The sequence below is a fragment of the Mucilaginibacter metallidurans genome, assembly GCF_003286435.2.
Taxonomy (GTDB): Bacteria; Bacteroidota; Bacteroidia; order Sphingobacteriales; family Sphingobacteriaceae; genus Mucilaginibacter; species Mucilaginibacter gossypii.
Genome location: NZ_CP043449.1, coordinates 1,068,315 through 1,086,564 on the forward strand (window position 1 = coordinate 1,068,315; position 18,250 = coordinate 1,086,564).

The 18,250-nt window shown below is 41.8% G+C and carries 16 protein-coding genes; 5 read left to right on the plus strand and 11 right to left on the minus strand.

The annotated features are described in order from the left end of the window. Positions 1-11 precede the first annotated feature (11 nt). Positions 12-1,160 (minus strand): acyltransferase family protein, encoded by a 1,149-nt coding sequence (locus tag DIU38_RS04565; RefSeq protein ID WP_112655866.1) that lies wholly within the window; start codon positions 1,158-1,160, stop codon positions 12-14. Positions 1,161-1,445: 285 nt separating this feature from the next. Here DIU38_RS04565 and DIU38_RS04570 point away from each other — a divergent pair, with 285 nt between their 5' ends. The 4 genes from DIU38_RS04570 to DIU38_RS04585 all read left to right on the plus strand — a co-directional run bounded on the left by DIU38_RS04570 (position 1,446) and on the right by DIU38_RS04585 (position 4,155). After that, positions 1,446-2,123 carry a pseudouridine synthase gene (locus DIU38_RS04570; RefSeq protein WP_112655864.1) on the plus strand — a complete coding sequence of 226 codons (678 nt, stop codon included), beginning with the start codon at positions 1,446-1,448 and terminating at the stop codon, positions 2,121-2,123. Positions 2,124-2,177: 54 nt separating this feature from the next. Further along, complete coding sequence (locus tag DIU38_RS04575) at positions 2,178-2,504, plus strand: hypothetical protein (protein WP_112655862.1); 327 nt, start codon at positions 2,178-2,180, stop codon at positions 2,502-2,504. Between the two features lie 87 nt (positions 2,505-2,591). Then, positions 2,592-3,893: a DEAD/DEAH box helicase gene (locus DIU38_RS04580; protein WP_112655882.1), complete on the plus strand. Its 1,302-nt coding sequence runs from the start codon at positions 2,592-2,594 to the stop codon at positions 3,891-3,893. Between the two features lie 22 nt (positions 3,894-3,915). Beyond that, positions 3,916-4,155, plus strand: coding sequence for a DUF1456 family protein (locus tag DIU38_RS04585; protein WP_112655860.1), 240 nt, complete (start codon positions 3,916-3,918; stop codon positions 4,153-4,155). A gap of 109 nt (positions 4,156-4,264) precedes the next feature. Here the strand turns inward: DIU38_RS04585 and DIU38_RS04590 are convergent, their stop codons facing one another. From DIU38_RS04590 to spt, 10 genes are all read right to left on the minus strand, one after another. After that, positions 4,265-4,822: a CAP domain-containing protein gene (locus DIU38_RS04590; RefSeq protein ID WP_090526334.1), complete on the minus strand. Its 558-nt coding sequence runs from the start codon at positions 4,820-4,822 to the stop codon at positions 4,265-4,267. A 109-nt stretch (positions 4,823-4,931) separates the two neighbouring features. Next, entirely contained in the window at positions 4,932-5,693 is a 762-nt protein-coding gene (locus DIU38_RS04595; protein ID WP_112655858.1) for a hypothetical protein, read from the minus strand. A 283-nt stretch (positions 5,694-5,976) separates the two neighbouring features. After that, entirely contained in the window at positions 5,977-6,912 is a 936-nt protein-coding gene (locus DIU38_RS04600) for a phosphatase PAP2 family protein (RefSeq protein WP_112655856.1), read from the minus strand. Positions 6,913-6,914: 2 nt separating this feature from the next. Then, on the minus strand, positions 6,915-7,541 hold the full coding sequence (locus DIU38_RS04605) for a sterol desaturase family protein (RefSeq protein WP_112655854.1): 627 nt from the start codon (positions 7,539-7,541) through the stop codon (positions 6,915-6,917). Between the two features lie 234 nt (positions 7,542-7,775). Continuing rightward, positions 7,776-8,516, minus strand: coding sequence for a CDP-alcohol phosphatidyltransferase family protein (locus DIU38_RS04610; protein ID WP_112655852.1), 741 nt, complete (start codon positions 8,514-8,516; stop codon positions 7,776-7,778). A gap of 30 nt (positions 8,517-8,546) precedes the next feature. Beyond that, positions 8,547-11,111: a DUF5686 family protein gene (locus DIU38_RS04615; protein ID WP_112655850.1), complete on the minus strand. Its 2,565-nt coding sequence runs from the start codon at positions 11,109-11,111 to the stop codon at positions 8,547-8,549. A 608-nt stretch (positions 11,112-11,719) separates the two neighbouring features. Beyond that, positions 11,720-13,042, minus strand: a complete 1,323-nt coding sequence (locus DIU38_RS04620) for an inositol-3-phosphate synthase (RefSeq protein ID WP_090526349.1) — start codon at positions 13,040-13,042, stop codon at positions 11,720-11,722. Between the two features lie 33 nt (positions 13,043-13,075). Then, on the minus strand, positions 13,076-14,062 hold the full coding sequence (locus DIU38_RS04625) for an NAD-dependent epimerase/dehydratase family protein (protein ID WP_112655848.1): 987 nt from the start codon (positions 14,060-14,062) through the stop codon (positions 13,076-13,078). Beyond that, positions 14,059-15,177: a GNAT family N-acetyltransferase gene (locus DIU38_RS33790; RefSeq protein ID WP_243770812.1), complete on the minus strand. Its 1,119-nt coding sequence runs from the start codon at positions 15,175-15,177 to the stop codon at positions 14,059-14,061. The genes DIU38_RS04625 and DIU38_RS33790 overlap by 4 nt, the downstream gene beginning before the upstream one ends. A gap of 104 nt (positions 15,178-15,281) precedes the next feature. Beyond that, positions 15,282-16,490: a serine palmitoyltransferase gene (gene spt, locus DIU38_RS04635; RefSeq protein ID WP_090526354.1), complete on the minus strand. Its 1,209-nt coding sequence runs from the start codon at positions 16,488-16,490 to the stop codon at positions 15,282-15,284. 372 nt (positions 16,491-16,862) lie between these two features. Here spt and DIU38_RS04640 point away from each other — a divergent pair, with 372 nt between their 5' ends. Continuing rightward, a complete protein-coding gene (locus DIU38_RS04640; RefSeq protein WP_090526356.1) occupies positions 16,863-18,215 on the plus strand; it encodes a TolC family protein in 1,353 nt (450 codons plus the stop codon). Positions 18,216-18,250: the final 35 nt, after the last annotated feature.

Sequence of the window (18,250 nt, forward strand, 5' to 3'; positions counted from 1 at the left end):
TCATCAACGGTCTACACTCTCAAAAATGTCTTCTTGGTATACAGGTAATACAAAAACGCCCATTTTACCATTACGAAGCAAATAGCCATTACTACGATATTGTATGGATCGCCTACTAACTGGCCTATCCATCCAAAAAAGCCTTCGGTGGTATAACTCCATTTAATAAAGTGGCCCGAAATATAAATCAAAATGGAGTTCATGCCTATCACCCTGAAATAAAAAGCCCATTTCTGATAGCCTTTTACATCAATGATGTAGTAAAATAATGTCATCAGCAATAGGCTTAATCCGCCTACGTGCAGTACAAACGAGCTTGTCCACAGATTTTTGTTGATCGGGAAATCGAGGTTCCAGATTTGTGCAAGGATCAGGAAGATGATACCTACTGCAGCCATGGTAGTTACCTTACGCATTTGTGTAACACCGCCCTTTTTAAGCAACAGGCCAGTAAGGATGCCCAATATGCCCGTGCTGATGGCCGGGATGGTTGAAAAAAGTCCCTCAGGATCGTGGATGCCTAAATACAGCCGGCCTGGTAGTATGCTGCGGTCAACGTATGAGGCGAAGTTGCCTTTCATGGTCAGGTCGCCCATAGGGAAGCCCGGTGCGGAGGTAAACTTAAGCAGCAGCCAATAGCCGATGATGAAAAAGCCAAACCAAAACATTTGCCAGCGCTCGGTACTATACAGGTAAATGATGTTGGCAAACATATAGGCGATACCGATACGGCCCAATACGCTGGGGAAGCGGATCTCTGAAACCGGCATAATTTTTAACCCGTTGTTTACCACGAGGCCGAGCAACACTAAAATAAATGCCCTTTTTATAACTCGAAGCAGAAGTTGCCGACGTGTTTTGCCTTTTTCCAGTTCGCGCCCCACAGAAAATGGAGTTGATACGCCCGCCATAAACAGGAACAACGGGAAGATAAGATCATACAGGTGAAAACCATTCCAGTCGGGGTGGGTGAACTGGTTGGCAATAGCGCCCCAGAATGGTGAACCGGTGGCTTTGGCCATGCCATGGAAGATCTCTTCGCCGCCCATAATCCAAAACATATCAAATCCCCGGAGGGCATCCAATGAAAATAAACGGGTGCGGGCCGCGTTAATGTCGTCGGCTTGTTTAGCACTTGCCTGGTCTGCTGTGGTAGCCATTAGTTTAATTGTATTTTTAGGTGTGAACTAAAGATAGGAAAAGCAGTACTATTTAAAATTATTTTTTTTCATCGATTGGCTTTTGTAATCTATTTAAAAAGATTCAGGCATTTAGGTAGAGACGCATAATTGCGTCTCCTATAGGACAATCAGTTTTGCATAGCGTTTAACCCACCGCAATTTGCATGCGGGAGACGCAATTATGCGTCTCTACGTCGAGATTTTAAAAGGTTTCTAAATAAATCCAAAATGCTGCCGTAAATTCGCAGCCTTGTAATTATGCCCATGTTAGAGATCATATACCGCGATGAACACCTGATTGCCATCAACAAGCCCCATGGATTGCTGGTTCACCGGTCGCCCATAGCAGCTGATGCTTCAGAGTTTGCCCTGCAATTGCTTCGGGATCAAATTGGCATGAAAGTTAACCCTGTTCACCGCATCGATCGTAAAACCGGTGGCATCCTGCTTTTTGCTTTTAATAAAGAGGTAGAGATTGCCATGCAAAAAGCATTTATGGAAAACCAGGTGAGCAAGAAATACCTGGCCATAGTAAGGGGCCATACACCTGATGCGGAAGATATAGATTACCCGCTGCGCAAAGAGAACGGCACTTTGCAGGATGCATTTACCAGTTACACAACCCTGAAAAGGGCAGAACTTGATATTGCCCTTGGCAAACATCCAACTTCAAGGTATTCATTGGTTGAGGCTGTGCCTGCAACCGGGCGTATGCACCAATTACGCAAGCACCTGAGCCATATTTTTCACCCAATTATAGGCGACCGCACCCACGGCTGTAACAAACAGAATAAGTTGTTTTTAGAGCAATGGGCAATGACAACTATGTTACTGCATGCATCGCAGTTAAATTTTAAGCATCCCATAACCGGCGAAGAAATAACGATCAAAGCTGCACTTCAACCCGAATTTACCCGGGTTATGGAGATCATGAGGTGGTAAGCCAGCCTTCAGGTAATTATTTAAACAAAACGGGCTTAATATTGTAGTTGATAGATGGAAAAGTCGGTGATCTATGATCTGGATACCGAAGATGGTATACGCCAGATCGGCATTGAAGCGGTGCAACAGCTGATACCCGGTACACATGTGTATGCAACGGGCGTATTTAGGTTAAGTGAAGGGGAAACAGATCTTGGAGATATTGTTTTTGACGATCACATGCACGAATGGGAATATACCTGCATGGGGAATTTAACCCATCGGGAAGCTAAAAAGGTTGCGAGGTTTATTAAGCATAATTTAAAACGGAAGTGGCGGAGTAGGGAGCTAAAGCAAAAAACTCCTTCAAGCGGGGGAATAGCACATCCCCCGCTTTTTTAGTCTGTTAAGTTAATAGCTAAGCAGATGCAGATAATAGGTTCCCCGGGAAAATTTTACCGTATCTTTGCGCCTCAACAAAAGCAAACCATGATTGATCAGGCATTGAGTAACCTCGGCATAACTGCCCTTAACCCCATGCAGCTTGCCGCGCTTAGTGCCGCTAAAAAAGGTGATGTAATCCTTTTATCTCCTACCGGTTCGGGGAAAACGCTTGGTTTTTTATTGCCTTTGCTTAACCTGCTTGATGCCGGTGTTACCACAGTACAGGTGATGATCCTGGTGCCATCGCGCGAGCTTGCTTTACAAATTGAGCAGGTTTGGAAATCTATGGGTACAGGTTTCAAGATCAATTGCTGTTATGGCGGCCATGCCGTAAAAATTGAGCGGAATAATCTTTCGCATCCACCTGCAGTTTTGGTTGGTACGCCGGGAAGGATTGCCTTTCATTTGCGGGAAGAAAATTTTAGTACTGATACTGTACGTACGCTTATTCTCGATGAGTTTGATAAAGCGCTTGAGTTCGGTTTCCAGGAGGATATGGCTTATATCATCAGGCAGTTGCCCGTTGTTAAAAAGCGGATATTGACTTCGGCGACTAAGATGGATGAGATTCCTGCTTTTACTGGAATTGTTAAACCTATCGAAGTGAACTTTTTAAGTAATGTTACTTCGGCGCCAGATATTAAACAAAAAGCGGTGATATCCGAAGCTGCCGATAAACTGGATGCACTTTTTGCCCTGATCTGTAAAATTGGTAATAAAGCAACCCTTGTGTTTTGTAATCACCGTGAAGCGGTTGACAGGATCAGCGAGTTGCTTTGGTACAAGGGGTTGGAGCACGATGTTTTTCACGGCGGTATGGAACAGGACGACCGTGAGCGCGCCCTGCTAAAATTCAGGAATGGAAGTCACCGATTACTGATCACTACCGATCTGGCTTCGCGAGGGCTGGATATACCGGAGATAGAATACGTGGTGCATTACCAGCTGCCACACAACGAGGAGGCTTTTTTACACCGTAACGGTCGCACAGCACGTATGAATGCAAAAGGGACATCATACCTGATGTTAACTCCTGACGAAAAGCTACCCTACTTAAAACAATTGCCCGAGATTGAGGAACTGCCCGAAAAGCTGATACATCCACCGGCATCGCCATGGGTTACTTTGTATATAGCTGCCGGGAAAAAGGATAAGGTTAATAAGGTAGATATAGTAGGCTTGCTGCTTAAAAAGGGCGGACTGGCAAAGGAAGACCTTGGCCTGATAGAAGTGCTTGATTACTCATCATACGCTGCCATAAAACGCGATAAGATAGAAGCAGTAGTAAAGCAGGTAAAAGCCGAAAAAATTAAAGGCAAAAAGGTGAAGATGGAAATTTCGAGGTAATTTTGTTAAAAAGAAAGATATAATGAGCAATAACGATATAATGAAAAAGCTGCGGGTGGCTATGAAATTTACCGATGATGATATCATCAAAGTTTTAGAACTTGTAAATTTCAGGATCACCAAGGCCGAGATAGGCGCAATTTTCCGTGCGGATGACCACCCCAATTTTAAACCCTGCGGAGATCAAATCCTGCGTAATTTCCTGAATGGGCTTATTATTTACAAACGCGGCCCAAGGGAGCAGAAACCGAAACCGGAGTAATCTGAACCGGGATTTGGGGTGATTCACCGGATTTATAGGATTTGATTTGTGAGCGGATAGATAAACCCGGGCAATCCTTTAATCCTAAAAATCCCGGTTCAGAGAATAATTAATGCCCTTCCACAGGCTTTTCCTGTATTAATCTGTATCTCCCTGATTTAATCAGCTTTTGTTGCTGAGCCGAAAATGAGGTCCGGCCGCCAAAATCCTGTACCCAATACGTTTTATATTCTGCCACGCCAACTTCTTTAAAGTCCGGGTTCATGAGGTTGCGGCAATGGCCTTCACTTTTAAACCAGCCAGCCATCACTTCTGCAATGCTTTGTTGGCCCTGGGCTATGTTTTCGCCTATGGCAAAACTTTTGAACCCTTTAAATTTATAACCGGCGTATACTATGCGGTCTTCCATGCTGCGGCCGTCTTTGCTGTCGTGACTAAAATAGCTTTTGCGGGCCATGTCTTTAGCGTGCCCTATAGCTGCATCTTCCAAATCATTATTCCAGGTAAGGGGAGGGGCCGGCGGGAAATATTTGCTGCCGCAATTGCAGCCTTTCTGGCGTGTAGCATTAATGCTGTTTAAAAACTCGGTCCTGAAGTGTTTGCTGCTTTGGCTGTAGGCATTTGCAAACCAGAATAATGCAGCAAATAATACTATCAATTTTTTCATCTTAGTGCTTTGACACTTTTAAACGCCTGTGGTTTAAATTATTGTTTAGGCCGCCTGATAGCAGAACGCCAGCGACCGGTTCTCTTCCGCCTGTAAATGATAATGATAGCTATAACGACGAGAATAATAGTGGTGACGGTGAGGACGATAACGATGTTATGTGCCTGGCGTATCTTAGCATTGGCCTGCGCCTGGAGTTTTTGGTAAATACTTTTTTTTTGGCTATCGCCGAATCCTGCTTTTTGATCCTGATCGAATCGGCAACAGCTACCTTGGCAATGCTGTCGACTGTGACCTGGTTAAGGCTATCGTCCAAAAATTCATGGCGTTTAATAGCTACCGCAGCTTTATCATAATCGTTCATTTTCCGGTACAGTTCGGCAAAGCCTACCTGCACTATCGACTCTTTTTTAGGATCGTGGGTTTTGAGCGATAATGTTAAAGCGTCGTTCAGGTCCTTCATACTGAGCTTATAGTCTTTGATGTCGCTTTTAATGGCTGCAAGTTCTATGAGCGAGTTGATAATATTGAGGGTATCCTTCCTTTGCCTTGATATGGTGTTCGATTGTAAAATGAACCATTTGGCCTGGCTGAATTTACGCTGCGAACGGTAAATCTTTGCAAGCGCGTTAAAGCTTGTACGCAAGCCTAAAGTATCATTATAAGTTGAATAGCTATGCAGGGCGAGCATAGTGTAATTAAGCGCCTCGGTTTGGAAATAGTATTTCATCCGCCGGGTTGATACGGTATCATATCCTAAATAATGGGCAGCTATTTGGGTATAAATAGGGCCTTTTAACGAGTCGCTGGTAACCTGTAATTTTTGCTTAAGGCTATCAAGCTCACTGGCGTGTGCGGATAATTTAAGCATAGCTGTCAGAATAAAAAGTAAGGTAATAAGTCTCTTCATATAACAGATTACTCGAAAATGCAATAATCTACTTATAATTAGGCAAATAGCGTGCCTGTTTAAGGTCGCCGACATAGGTGTTTGTGAAGATCGCTTGACTTTTTGTTCGTTTTTGAAATATATGGGCTGTTTTTCAGGAGGATAGCCCTGGAAATATTAATTAACAATTGCCTGCTCGTCTTCCACAGCATCAACTTTAATGCATAGTATAGTATACAAAAAAAGATTTTGCTATGCGATTCGCTTAAGAGATCACCCGTTCGTATTTATTCAGTGCTGATCTTAAACCTGCAAATTGCTTTAACAGTACATTGTATAAGGTAATACCTAATGCCGCACAAGTGATACCGGCCAACACGTCAAGTACGTAATGGTGGCTTGCATATACCGCCGTAAACCAGATGCCAACGGTTACCACCCCAAAAAAGATATTAGCAAGTCCCAGCTTGTTTTTTAAGCCGTAGTAAAGCACTATAACCGGGTATGACGAATGCAGCGACGGCATGGCAGCAAACACGTTTGATCCTTTTGTATAAATCCCTTTAAAAACCCCGGCATGAAAATAGGCGTCAAACCTGGCCAGCCCGGCCGTATTGCCCATAGTTAATGGAATAAAATGAAATCCGTGATATTGAACAAACCAGGGTGGTGCGGCAGGGTAGGCATAGTAAACTATAAAGCCCAGGATATTCACCAAAACAAACGTTAACGAAAAATTAAGGAACTGTTTTTTGTTTTTGAAGAACAGGTAAGCGGCAAAGCCCAGCGGCACAGGGATCCAGCATAAATAGAATAAACCCGATAACACATCAATAAAAGTGTTGCTATTGGCCAGCCAGTATTCGTTAGGTGTAAGCAGTTTGCCGTTAAAATGAATGCCGAAAAGGTGTTTCTCTGCATTATAAAGCTCTGCAATATGTACGGGGTTGTAGTTATAATTGGGGAAGGCTTTCATGTAATCAAAAACAATCCAGTACACTATGAAAATAGTGAAGCCCAATATAAACTTGCGGGTTATTGCCGACGCATAGAACAACACATTGAAAATAACTACCAGTGTAAGCTCATCCGGTTTATAACCAATAAGGAAAGTTGAAAACGCCAGGTAAGCAATGGAAAGCAGCGAAACAATAATTATCGACCGGATATTTACTGTTACGCCTGTATTGGCATTGGTCATTGCTATTTTTTTAAGAAATCTGAACGGAAAATTTTGTCCCAGAAAGGTGAACTCACACCATAACCCTTTTCAGGATCCTGGTAATGGTGCAGCATGTGGTGTTGCTTGATTTTTTTGAAGATGCCGCTTTTAAAGTTAAAATGGTGCATGGCATAATGTGAGATATCGTAGATCAGATATCCTAAAATGAAGCCCGGGAAAAATCCCCAGATATAATCAACGGGCAATAACCATTTAAACAAAAAGAAAAAGCCTGAAGCCAACGGAATACTTAATGATGGTGGTAAAACCAAACGTTTGGCATCGCTGGGGTAATCATGGTGTACCCCATGCATAATAAAATGCAGGCGTTGTGCCCATTCCAGTTTTTCACTTGGTTGATAGTGAAAAACAAAACGGTGCATGATGTATTCGGTAATGGTCCAGATGAATAAACCGAAAATAAACAGACCGAGATAGCCTAAAATATTCAGGCCCATCGTATCGAAATATTTATAGCTGCAATAGGCGATAACAGGCACAAAAATATACAAAGGCACAGTCCAATGCACTTTTGAAAGGGCCTCTAAAAAATCGCTTTTAAACATCCTCACAGATTCCTGCGAGTTAGAGATATAATTCTTTTTCATTGTTTATAATCAGGCTTTAAAACGCTTTTAGCATCTCTCTCCCTGTTTATGGTGTATTAATTATTTTAAAGAAGGATGGCCTTTAACCAACAAAAGGCAATTTTAGCAAAGAAATTGCTAACTATAACTGCCTTTATTTTATTGTTGCGAAGATATGATATTTTGCCGGGAGTTGTAAGCTTTAAGTTAAGAAGCTAAACAGATAACTGTCAACTGCCACTGCTAACTGCCTACTTACTTACCTTCTTCTTCCTCCAGTTTAATTAAAGCTTTTTTAGCTTCTCTTAACCTGTTAAAAGCAGTAATATTGGTCAAAACGGCAAGTATTACCAACGGGATTGTAAATATCGATATGGTTTCAAATACATGGAACTTAATACCGGGAACAAATAGTTTGTAATTACCGCCAATGTACTGCGCCACTATACCTGATAGTGCTGCACATAATCCGATAGTTACAACGCGCTCGGGCCTTTGCATTAACCCCCCCTTGATTTCCACACCCAAACCTTCGGCACGGGCACGTACGTAGCTTACCATCATTGAACCAATCAGTGCAATAAAAGCAGCTATCGAGCTCAGGAAGTAGTGATGCGCCACCAGGTAATAGCAAATGCCCAGGAACATGATCAATTCGCTGTAGCGGTCAAGTACGGAATCGTACAAAGCACCAAAGGTTGATTTCATATTCCCTAAGCGGGCCACCTGACCGTCAAGCATATCAAATAAGCCTGCAAAAAGGATGAGACCGCCGGCCCAGCCTACGTAGCTCAGGTCGCCGCGGTTACCTTCTTCGGCACCTAAAATAAATATTCCGGCAACGCCTACGTTAAGTACAAAACCTATAGTAGTTACGGCATTGGGGGTTAAGCCTATTTTTATAAGGATCTTCACAAACGGATCAATGACCTTATAAATACCTAATTGCAGGCTGGTTCTGAATGATCTCCTAAGTGTTGTTGTTTGCTGTTCCATTTTTTATCTCTGCTTATTTAGGTGCAATGATTAAAAGTCGAATTTAACCCTTGTGCGCAGGCCCCATTGGGCAACGTTTGGCTGGTCAAGGTAGTTAAAGCGCCTCACAAAATCTATGCGTATAAATTTAAATATATTTTCAATACCAACACTACCCTCAACATAAGGCGTTTTGCCCAATGTATAAGTAATCGGCACGCCATCGGTGCCAACAGGTAGTTGATATAATGACGGATGTATCGAAGGATTGTTTTGATCAGACAGGCCGCCGTATAATACTTTTAATGATGCGGTTTCGCGCCATTTCAATTTCTTTAGCAACGGTATTTTATTAAAGAAGAAACCGCTGAAGTGCTGGTCTATCCTGAAGCTGGCATATTTATCACTCACAAACTCTAAAAAATTCATTAAGTTGTATGAGTCGAGGTCATATGCGTAAGTTTGGTTAGCCCTGTGTATGGTTAACAAAGGGTACGGCACCGAACCAAAGATTTTACCCGCCGAAACATTGATGTCCGCATAACCTAACTGCGAAAAGTAAAAGCGTTTATCGGCACGGAAATCAAGTTTTTGATAATTGTATTCACCGGCAAATAAGCCTTTAATACCTTGGGCATAATCAAGTTCAAAGGCCGGGTATTTGTTAGGGATAGGGATGCGATAGATCTTACCCTGGTAAAACTGCTCATGAGGTGCCCAGCGGATACTTCCGGTAAGCTCGGTGGTGGTTAAATGATGGATAGAATTTGGCAGATCATTAACAACATTATCAAAATATAATGATCCTGCCGGCTCCTGGGTCCATTTTTTGAAGCCTGCGGCAAACGAAAGATGGCTTTCCAGTTCGTGTAAATAATCAAACCTGTAAAAATCGTTATAAAGGAATTTATCGTTCACGCCACGCTTAAACGATAACAGGAAGTTATCCTCCTGCACAAACTGCAGGCTTGCGCCAGGGATTTTGGTATCACGCTGAAAACTTGCCCTGATATAGTTTTGAGGGAAACGATAGATAGATTTATTATTAATAGAGTAGGTTGCACTTAAAAAGTACTTCCAGCGCTCATCTTTAAAGCCATAAGCTGCATAAGTTTCAAAGTAATAACGTTTGCTTAATTCGGGCGTTGTACGGCCGCCTACACGTAAACGGAAACCTTCAACCGGGTTAAAGCTGTAAAATGTGTTGGCAGGGCCTAACTCAAATTTACCAAAGCCTTTGTAGCCCGCAAGCAGAAGGGTTGCTATATCAACTGTACGTTTAAACGAAGGCATATTACGCAGGCTGTCGATGTTTTTATAAACCTTTGATTCGGCAAGCGTTAAAGTATCCGGCCTGTTTTCCTGCCAGAATGATTCGGGGCGATGTTTTACTTCATCGCTTAATTCAGCATATGGCGACCCCTGGTAAGTTGTATCCGGCCGGGGTTTGTTAACCACGTAATTGCTGTAGGTTATGGCCCGGATACCAAATAAACCACTCTTTGCATCTTTTTTGGATGCGCCAAAATCTGCAATGGTAGTACTTTTGCTCAGGTGATAGCGGCCATCCGGGTTTTGTTGAAACTCCAGGTTAACAGTCATCGACCTGATAAAGTTGATGTTGATATGTTTATTGATGGTCAGGTCGCACTTTTGTACAGCGTAGTTACCATCGAGCGTGATGTATATGCTACCCTCAAAAAGTACGTCGGTTGTATTCCGGGGGGTAAAGTCAAGCTTAACCAGTTTGTTGTTGTGTGCGTCAACAATGGTATCGGCAATAAAGTATTTGTAGTAGTTTGGCGAATTGTCAGATATCGGGCTAAGAAACTGGCTGGTTATCAAAAATACGTTGTTGGTATAAATATCAACCTTGTTGTATAAGTGCTTGAAATATTGGGTAAGGCCCTCATTATCAATGCCAGCACCGTAGTTAACACTTTTTTGGCCGGTTATATCTTCCCTTGTTTTTTCGGGGTTTTTACGGTAATAAACCTGCTGAAGCTTTTCATCAAGATAAATAGGCAACAATGATTTGCCTGGTACCAATGAGCTATCGCGGTTATCTAAAATGAACTTATACTTGCGAAAGAATTTCCTGTCCGAAAACTGGGCGGATACATTGCTTAGCGCAAACATCATTTTATCATACTCCTTGTATTCAACATAGTTGTATGCTTCGGGACGGTTCTTTTCTTTATTTTCGATAACCTTGCGGATTAGCTCTACAGCTGGGTTATCCTTATTACGGTATTTAGGTTTTTTGCCCGATTTTACCACAACTTCGTTAAGTTGTTGCGAAGCCGGGAACATTTTTACATTTATAACCTGCTCTTTACCGGGAACAACAGCTAAAAAAGCGTCTTTATAACCTAAAAATGAAATTTTGATTTGTTTGTATTGCTGATTGTTTGTAGCCAGGCGATATTTGCCATTAACATCTGTAGTGGTACCGGTAGTGGTGCCCGTGAAAGAAATACTAACAGAAGGCAGGGTTTGTTTGTTACCTGCATCGGTAACAGTACCCGTTATTACCGTTTGCTGCGCATATAATGCCGAAGCAGAAAAGAACAGTATTAAGAAAAATAAGCTTTTATAAAATTTTTTACAATCCATGTACTTTGTGCAATTGTGCAAATACAAACTTCTTTTTTCGGCTCAATACTGTTATTATTGGATAAAGAGGTATGTATTAATTATTCAAATATTCCTGGCAGATTAATTATGTCCGCCCCTGTATGTTTTTCGTTGTTCTGCCACCCAATCTTTCCCCGCTTACCTTGCTTTGTACACTCCCGGCAGATGGTTATTACGGAGTTTACAATTAACAGGCCAAAGGTAAAAAAAATCACTACAGACTAATGTGGTCAAAAAGTCAAATATTGTTTACAGCTATTTACTGTATTATATTACCTTAGCCATAATAACCCAAACAACGGCTTTGAGCAGCCATTAGTATGCTCGTTACTTTTCGGTTTACTATATTGTTTATTTTATAATCATCTGGTAATCAAATATAATCAAGCGTTTTTGTTGCCGACCGAAAGGGGGCCAGGCGCATCCAAATAACATTATTTAACAATTTATACCTGGCGTTAATAAGACTAATGCTGATAAAGTAATGTTACCTGCACTTGAATTTTTTTACCTCACAAAAACAAAACAGCCGTAAAGCAGGGTTTAGTTGCTTACGGCTGTTTTGACGGTATTTGGTAATTTAACGATTATTCGGTCGCGAACATATCGTCATAATAATCCAAGCCAAGGTGGGTGATCAGGTCTTCGCCCATCAGGTAACGAAGGGTATTCTCCAATTTGATCAGTTGTTTAAAGATGTCGTTTTCTGCATGTAGGCCTGGTGCTGTTTGAGGCGATTTCAGGTAGAATGACAACCACTCCTGGATACCGCTCATGCCGGCACGTTTAGCCAGATCGCAGAAGATAGCCAAATCAAGCGCGATAGGGGCAGCAAGGATCGAGTCGCGACAAAGGAAGTTGATCTTAATCTGCATTTTGTAGCCTAACCAGCCAAAAATATCGATGTTATCCCAGCTCTCTTTGTTATCACCATGCGGAGGGTAATAGTTGATACGGATTTTGTGGTAGATGTTACCATAAAGTTCCTGGTTATCTTCCGGTTTGAAGATATCTTCCAATACACCCAGTTTTGATACTTCTTTAGTTTTGAAGTTATCCGGATCGTCAAGAACCCAGCCATCGCGGTTACCCAAAATGTTGGTCGAGAACCAGCCGTGTACACCTAATGAACGTGCTGCCAAACCTGGGGCCAATACTGTTTTCATTAAAGTTTGACCTGTTTTGAAATCTTTACCAGCAATTGGAGTTTTGGTTAATTTAGCCAGTTCGATCAATGCAGGGATATCAACTGTTAAGTTAGGGGCACCATTAGCAAAAGGAACACCTAATTTTAAAGCTGCGTAAGCATAGATCATACTTGGAGCGATCAGCTTGTCGTCATTTTTTAAACCTTCTTCAAAAGCTGCTAATGACTGGTGTACAGCTGATGCTTCGTAGTAGATCTCGGTTGAACCGCACCATACCAACACAACCCTGTCAAGACCATTAGCCTCTTTAAAGTTTTTGATATCTTCCATTACCTGCTCGGCAAGCTCAAGCCTGGTTCCGGTTTTAACGTGGGTGCCATCAAGGTTTTTAGCGTAGTTTTTATCAAACGCGGCTTTCATTGGCTTTATAGCTTCCAATTCAGCTTTAACCGAATGTAAAAGTCCTGCTTCCAGTACCTGTGCGTTTGAGGCAGCTTCAAATACGTTATCCTCATAAACATCCCAACCGCCAAATACGATGTCGTTCAAATCGGCTAAAGGAACAAATTCTTTAATTTTCGGGTTACGGTTTTCGGTTCTTTTTCCTAAACGTATGTGGCCCATTTGAGTAAGGGAGCCAATTGGCTGCGAGATGCCTTTTTTAACGGCCTCTACGCCGGCAATTAAGGTAGTAGCTACAGCGCCTAACCCGGGGATCAGGATGCCAAGCTTACCTTTAGCAGGTGTAATGTTGATTTTCATTTATGTAACTATTATTTATTTCAAATTAATCGGCTAAAGCCATTTGTTGGCTTTATACCATTTTAGCGTTTCGGCCATGCCGTTTTGCAGATTGTATAAAGGATAAAAACCCAGGTCGGATTTAGCTGCTTCAATATCGCAATTCCAGTTAATGGCGGTCAGTTCATTAAGCTTTTCAATATTCAGCACCGCAGCTTTGTTGCTCAAAGAACTTATTTTTTCAGATACTGCTGCAATCATTTTAACAAAATTTACAGGCAGATGAAACTTTAGCGTTTTTAGCATTAACACATCTTTGGTGATGGTGCCTAACTCGTAACGGTTATAAAAATTACCATCGCTCAGGTTATATGTCTTGTTATTGCCACCGTATAAGGCCTTGATACTTGCTTTGGCCAGGTCTTTAACATATATAAAGCTGAGCTTTTGCTGCGCCTTGCCTATATAGGGCTCAATGCCCTTCACTATCTGTTTAAAAAATATAAATATGCCGGTGTCCCTCGGTCCGTAAACCGCGGTAGGTCTTAGTATGGTATAATTCAGGCCGCTCACCGTTTTTAATTTCTGTTCGGCAAGCAATTTGCTCCTGCCGTATGCTGTAACAGGATGCGGAGGGGTTGCTTCGGTTATAGTGCCGGTTAGCGTATCAAGCGGCCCAACCGAAGCCAGGCTGCCAATAAGTACAAACTTTTTTAAATCGGGGCAAGCTTCATAAGCCGCCGAAGCCAGGTTATGGGTATACGTAGCATTGATCCGGTTATATTCGGCCTCGGAGCGGGCGCTGGTTACACCTGCCGCGTGGATAATATAATCGGGCTTTATCTCGACCAGTTGCTTCTTTAATGTTTCCTTATTGTTAAATTCGGGATAGATATATTGAATGTCTAAATCCTTAAGATGGTCAATTTTGCTGCTTTTACGTACAGCTATAAAAACCTCCAGGTTGTTTTGCAGGGCTTCTTCAATTAAATGATATCCAACAAATCCGCTTGCACCGGTTATTAAAACCCGTTCCCTCATATCGCTTTTTGATATAACCTGTATTTTTTATAAGGATCGCCTTTTATAGCTTCAATGGCACGGTTCATCATATCATTGTTCTCCAGTGTCCAGCCGGCTTCGGCATGTTTATAACCCTTTGCCTTATATTCCCTTATAATGGTGCCATATAAGCAGGCTTCAATGCCCATTTTGCGATAATCTTCAATAACACCGAGGGCATAAATGCGGATGCCGGTGATGCTTTTTTTGCCGAACAATAATTTGAAAATGCCGGTGGGCAACAAGCGGCCGCGTTTTATTTTTTTGAAGATATCGTTATAATCGGGCAGGGCCAGGCCAAAGGCTACTATCTTGCCACGTTGCTCGGCAACAATAGCAAAATCAGGATCAAGGATCAGTTTAAGATCTTTGGCCAGGTAATCATATTCTTCATTGGTTAGTGGCACAAAACCGGTGTTTTTGTCCCAGGCCGAGTTATAAACGTCGCGAAGTTTTGCAGCCTCTTCCTTGAAATTTTTAAGATTGATCTTGCGGATAATGATATCGTTGCGTTTTAACCGATCTTCAAGCGCGTTTAATAACCTTACCGATTTATCATCATAGGCTTGTCCTTCCCAATGCCATCCAATCAGGTCAACATCTTTTTTAAAGCCAAAATGCTCAACCAGGTCGGCATAATACGCAAAATTGTAGGTGTTCATCAGGAATGGTGAACTATCAAATCCCTTTATTAATAAGCCACAGGGCTCATTTGTTGAAAAGTTGGTAGGGCCTAATAATTTACCGGTAACACCTTTTTCTTTAAGCCATTTGGTAACAGTTTCAAAAAGCAGGTCAGATACCGCCGTGTCGTTAATACAATCAAAAAAGCCAAAAAAGCCATCGTTAACATGGCTGTATTCGTTATGCCCGTTATTAAGGATCGCGGCTATCCGGCCAACAATTTTATCGCCATAATAAGCTAAAAATGGTTGTACGGTATTGTGTTTATGGAAGGGATGTTTGGTTAAGAGGTCCCTTTGGGCAATAAACAACTCAGGAACATAGTAAGGATCGTCCTTGTACAGGTCATGCGGGAAATCAATAAACGAAGCCAGTTCTTTTTTTGATTTAACCGTTACTATTGTAATCATGTGTGGTAAATGATTGAATAAAGCAAATTGGTATGCTTTAAAATAAAAAGTGCATTTAGCTTACTTTAATAAAAAAGCAGCTAAATGCACCTCAGGTTTCTTCATTATATTTTTTCTTTAACAGAAGCGGTTACACCAACTTCTTTAAAGGCTTTTGACAGTTTTTCAACGGCTTCGTCAATTTGCTCAAAGGTATGGGTAGCCATCAATGAGAAACGAAGCAGTGACGAATCGGAAGGAACGGCAGGGGATACAACCGGGTTAACAAATACACCTGAAGCTTGCAGGTGTTTGGTAACCGCGAAAGTTTTTTCGTTATCACGAACGTAGATCGGCAAAATAGGGCTTTCGGTAGGGCCAAGGTCAAAGCCTTCTTCCAGCAAAAGTTTCATGGCATAATTGGTGTTATCCCATAATTTCTCGATACGCTCCGGTTCTGATTCAATGATATCTAATGCTGCAATTACGCTGGCTACAGAGCCCGGAGGCATACTTGCGCTAAACATCAACGAACGTGCGCGGTGTTTGATATAATCAATAGTGTCCTGATCGCTGGCAATAAAACCACCTAATGATGCTAATGATTTACTGAAGGTACCCATGATCAGGTCAACTTCGTTGGTAAGGTTAAAGTGTGAGGCGGTACCAGCACCTTTATCACCAATTACACCAAGGCTGTGGGCATCGTCAACCATGATATTAGCACCATAAGTATCGGCAAGCTCAACGATTTTAGGCAATTTAACAATGTCGCCTTCCATGCTGAAAATACCGTCAACAGCGATAATCTTCACGGCATCTTCAGGAAGTATGCTTAATTTGCGCTCCAAATCGGCCATATCGTTATGAGCGTACTTGATCACTTTTGAAAACGACAGGCGGCTGCCGTCAATGATACAGGCATGGTCATACTCATCAAGTATGATATAATCATTCCTGCCGGTAACGCACGAAAGTACACCAAGGTTAACCTGGTAACCTGTGCTGAATAAAACAGTAGCTTCTTTGCCTACATAGTTAGCAAGCCTGTTTTCAAGCTCAATGTGGATATCAAGCGTACCGTTCAAAAAACGTGAACCTGCACAGCCTGTGCCATATTTGTCAATTGCTTTTTTTGAAGCTTCTTTGATTTTTGGATGATTGGTAAGGCCTAAGTATGAGTTAGAACCAAACATTAATACCCGCTTGTTGTCAATAATTACCTCAGTGTCTTGTGCAGACTCAATAGGCCTGAAATAAGGATATAACCCCCGTTCACGCAGCATATTTGCTACTTGAAACTGAGCGATTTTCCCATGTAGTTTTTTAACCATGTATATTAACTCTGCTTAAATTTTGTGTAAAAATACCATGAATAAGCATATAACTTATACGGTGTGTGTAAATTTTTTTTAAATAATGCCTATTAACGTATCAATACTACTTAAGAAGCACACAAATTCTTACACGGCAAATTAATTAATTTTTTTGTTTATATCGAGCCTATTATTTTCATTTTTTTGTCAAAAGCCCAAAAAGCTGATACTATCCCGTGTTTTTGTAATTTTTTACGTAAAATTCTTGTTCGTGATTTTAAATTAGTAATATTAATTACATATTCGCATTCCCCGTAACAATCCTGCACTGATTATAAAATTTTTTCTTATAATTTTTGCCTGATATACATTGTTATTTATAGCTACCCTATGAAAAAACACAAGTACTTTTTGGCGCTTCTTGTACTTAATTTAACATTGAATTTACATAGCAATAGTTATGCCCAAACTGCCGCTGATAGTATAAGCGGACCGGTTTCCCTAAAACAGGCTATTGACTTTGCCTTGCGTAACCAACCAACAGTAAGGCAGGCTTCCATTGATGAACAGATCAATGAGCGTGATATTAGAATTGGTCTGTCGGCCTGGCTGCCGCAGGTGAACGGCTCGGGCCTTTATAATTATTACTATAAGGGCAGCCCGCAGGCTGGCGCCTCCGGTGCTAACATCCCCAGCAACGCGGGCAGTATCCGTAACCTTTCAACTCTGGGCGTTACGGCATCGCAGGTACTATATAACAACGATGTATTTCTTGCTTCAAGGGCGAAAAGATATTCGCGCGAGTACTATAAGCAGAACACCTTGAGCAGCCAGATTGATGTAGTAAGTGATGTAAGCAAAGCTTTCTTTGATGTGTTACTATCCGGCAAACAACTTGACATTACTAATGAGGATATCATCAGGTTGCAAAGAAGCCTGAAGGATGCCAAAAGCAGGTATACTGCCGGTGTATCCGATCCTACGGATTATAAGCAGGCAACCATCGCTTTAAATAATTCATTGGCTACCCGTAAACAAACCGAAGAAGCCATCAAAAGTAAAACGGCTTTATTAAAGCAGATCATGGGGGTAGGCGCGGCCACACCGTTAAGCCTTTCTTATGATTCGAGTCGGTATGAGCAGGAAGCCAGTATTGATACTTTACAATCGCTCAATGTAAATAACCGGATCGAATACCGTTTGCTTGAAACAACAAAGGCACTCAATAATCTCAACGTAAATTACTACCGCTTTGGGTTTTTGCCTTCATTATCGGCGGTAGGGAGTTACCAGCATGCATACTTCAGTCATGATTTAGGTGATTTGTATAATAAGTCTTTCCCTACAGGTTATGTTGGCTTAACGCTGGCTGTACCTATTTTCCAGGGGACGAAGCGCTTGCAAAACCTCGCTAAAGCCAGGCTTCAGGTTGAACGTACTGACCTGGACCTGATCAATACAAAAAATAGTATTTATACGGAATATACCCAGGCACTGGCGGCATATAAAAGCAATTATACCAGCTACCAGCTCATTCGCGAAAATGTAACACTTGCAAAAGATGTATATAAGGTGGTAAGCCTGCAATACCGCGAGGGAGTAAAAACTTACCTCGACGTAATTGTATCGCAGGCCGATCTGCGTACTGCCGAACTGAGCTATTATAATGCCCTGTTCAATTTGCTCAGCAGTAAAATTGACCTGCAGAGGGCCCTTGGAATCCTGCCTGTTCAGCAACCATAAGATATTGTTATAAAAAATAAAAACTACAGCAACAC